A 2,096-nucleotide genomic window follows, 5' to 3' on the forward strand; every position below is an offset into this window, starting at 1 on the left:
AGCCATTGGCTGCTCTCGGTGTACAACTAACGCGCCAGTTAGTTAATTAATCTCTGTAAAATTACATATTAGTTTTTAATAATGTATCTCTCCCAATTGACGCTCTTAATCTCCTCATCTGTTGGGGTAGTAACACGATTAGCGTTATTTTCCGTTCTTGCTGTAAAAGATTTAACCTCTGATGGTTGATTCCACTCATTCTCGCATTCATCATACATTACTAAAAGTTCATTGGTTTCAACATCTTTTACTATCTCTACCCAACCTTGATCACAAATAGGACAACAAGCTACTTTTTTATAGTTCACTATTAAATCATCCTTTAATTATTTTAAGTAATTATTCAACTAAAGCGCCAATTAGTTTAATAAGCTTTATTACTTCTTTAACTTTTTTTGAACTTATATAAAACCGCACCTATATAGATTAATGAAATAATTTACATAACTTAGACAATTAGATTAATCTTTATTTAACTCCAATAACAAGTTGCCTCATGGAGTTTAACTGAGAAGATAGCTCATTAAACCAATCCTCATCCCCCGTTGAGAGGGCCAAGTCAATTAGAAAGCGAATCTGTTCTTTGTTTTTCACTTTCGAATCAGGCATTTTCTTTACGTTTTTATTTCTCATTTGAATGGTTTTCCCAACAGTCGTTTTATTATCTGAATTTATTACATTTACCTTTACTATTTCATCAAGAATAGTAAGTGATTCAATAAAACCTATTACTAATTCTCCATCCACTGATTTACCTTTTACCCAGTCACCTGTTTTTAAAATAGTTTCATTATTTAAATTCATTTTTTCCACCTTCTTATTTAGAGTTATAAAATTTGTGATCATAACCGCACTTAAGTAAACTGTAATATTTTTTATTACATTTAGATTACAAGAAGGCTTAGCCTTCACTTTTCAGCTTCTCACTTCTCACATTTAATATGATCGACAATGTCCTTAATAGTGTATTGCTTTAAATATCCACCAAGATGTTCTTCTGCACCTAAGAAAATATTAAAAAGAACATTTTGCATATTTGCCCCAACAAGACATTTTTCATTTGATTCAGGGCACTTAGGCTGCAATGCCCCCTCAGAGGTGATCATATAAATATCCCATAGATTCACTTCATTTAAATCTAAGGCAAATATAAATCCACCACCAGTTCCTTCTTTCGATTTTATAAATCCATGCTTTTTTAACAAACTAAGCACTTTACGAATACGTACTGGATGGACACAGGCACTCTCTGATATTGCATCACTTGTAGACATCCGGTCCGGCTGCAGCGCAAGATAAGTTAAACTATGAATGGCAAGTGTGAAATCACTGTTCATGGCCTGCCTCCTAAAAATTTTCTTTATTTTCTCTGATTATATTATTTAGTACTGTAATACTATGTGTTACAGATATATATGTCAAGAAAACTGACATTTTTCTACTATTAATGTTATTTATTAATTAGCTATTTTTTGTAATTTATTGTATGAGATTGTTCTTAGTTTTCGAGGAAGAAAACTACGAATTTCATCCTCATTATAACCAACCTGTAATCTTTTTTCGTCTTGAATTATTGGCATGCGCAACATTTTGGGATTATTCAATATTAATTTATATAATTCATTTAGCGGGAGCGCTTCAATATTTATATTTAATTCCTGATACGTTTTTGATTTATTCGATATAATCTCTTCCGTTCCAGTTTCTGTCATGCGAAGAATAGATTTAATCTCTTCAAGTGTAAGTGATTCATTCATAATATTTTTAATACTATAATCAATATGATGTTCCTCTAACCACGCTTTTGCTTTGCGACATGATGTACAGCTTGGTGTGACATATAGATTTACCATACTTTTACACACTCCTTATATTTAAAATGTAATAAAAAAAAGTACAGTTAAGGTAAAAAAGTAATAATGTATTATCAAATTAAACAAATTAAGTTGACCTCTATAATCAATTTAAATGAGTATACTGTAATTTTATTCTTTACAGTTAAATGTGTCAACTATATTTTTTGAATTTTAATATGAATTGTGTATTCTACTTGTAAGAAATACCAAAAAAGATATTTCAATAAACAGAAGTCTCAT

At 30.2% G+C, this 2,096-nt stretch carries 4 protein-coding genes; all 4 read right to left on the minus strand.

The window, feature by feature from the left end; all coding sequences use genetic code 11:
- Window positions 1-68: 68 nt before the first annotated feature.
- The 4 genes from V7056_RS16115 to spxA all read right to left on the minus strand — a co-directional run bounded on the left by V7056_RS16115 (window position 69) and on the right by spxA (window position 1,853).
- Complete coding sequence (locus V7056_RS16115; protein WP_499703443.1) at window positions 69-308, minus strand: hypothetical protein; 240 nt, start codon at window positions 306-308, stop codon at window positions 69-71.
- Window positions 309-468: 160 nt separating this feature from the next.
- Complete coding sequence (locus V7056_RS16120) at window positions 469-804, minus strand: IDEAL domain-containing protein (protein ID WP_499703444.1); 336 nt, start codon at window positions 802-804, stop codon at window positions 469-471.
- Between the two features lie 119 nt (window positions 805-923).
- On the minus strand, window positions 924-1,337 hold the full coding sequence (locus V7056_RS16125) for an RrF2 family transcriptional regulator (protein ID WP_499703445.1): 414 nt from the start codon (window positions 1,335-1,337) through the stop codon (window positions 924-926).
- A gap of 120 nt (window positions 1,338-1,457) precedes the next feature.
- Window positions 1,458-1,853: a transcriptional regulator SpxA gene (gene spxA / locus V7056_RS16130; protein ID WP_499703446.1), complete on the minus strand. Its 396-nt coding sequence runs from the start codon at window positions 1,851-1,853 to the stop codon at window positions 1,458-1,460.
- Window positions 1,854-2,096 lie beyond the last annotated feature (243 nt).

This window comes from Bacillus sp. JJ664 (assembly GCF_036962205.1).
GTDB lineage: Bacteria > Bacillota > Bacilli > Bacillales > Bacillaceae_G > Gottfriedia.

What these genes read in the sequence shown, in the direction of transcription:
- V7056_RS16120 (WP_499703444.1), bottom strand. Translation starts at nt 804, where the DNA reads ATGAATTTAAATAATGAAACTATTTTAAAAACAGGTGACTGGGTAAAA.
- V7056_RS16125 (WP_499703445.1), bottom strand. Translation starts at nt 1,337, where the DNA reads ATGAACAGTGATTTCACACTTGCCATTCATAGTTTAACTTATCTTGCG.
- spxA (WP_499703446.1), bottom strand. Translation starts at nt 1,853, where the DNA reads ATGGTAAATCTATATGTCACACCAAGCTGTACATCATGTCGCAAAGCA.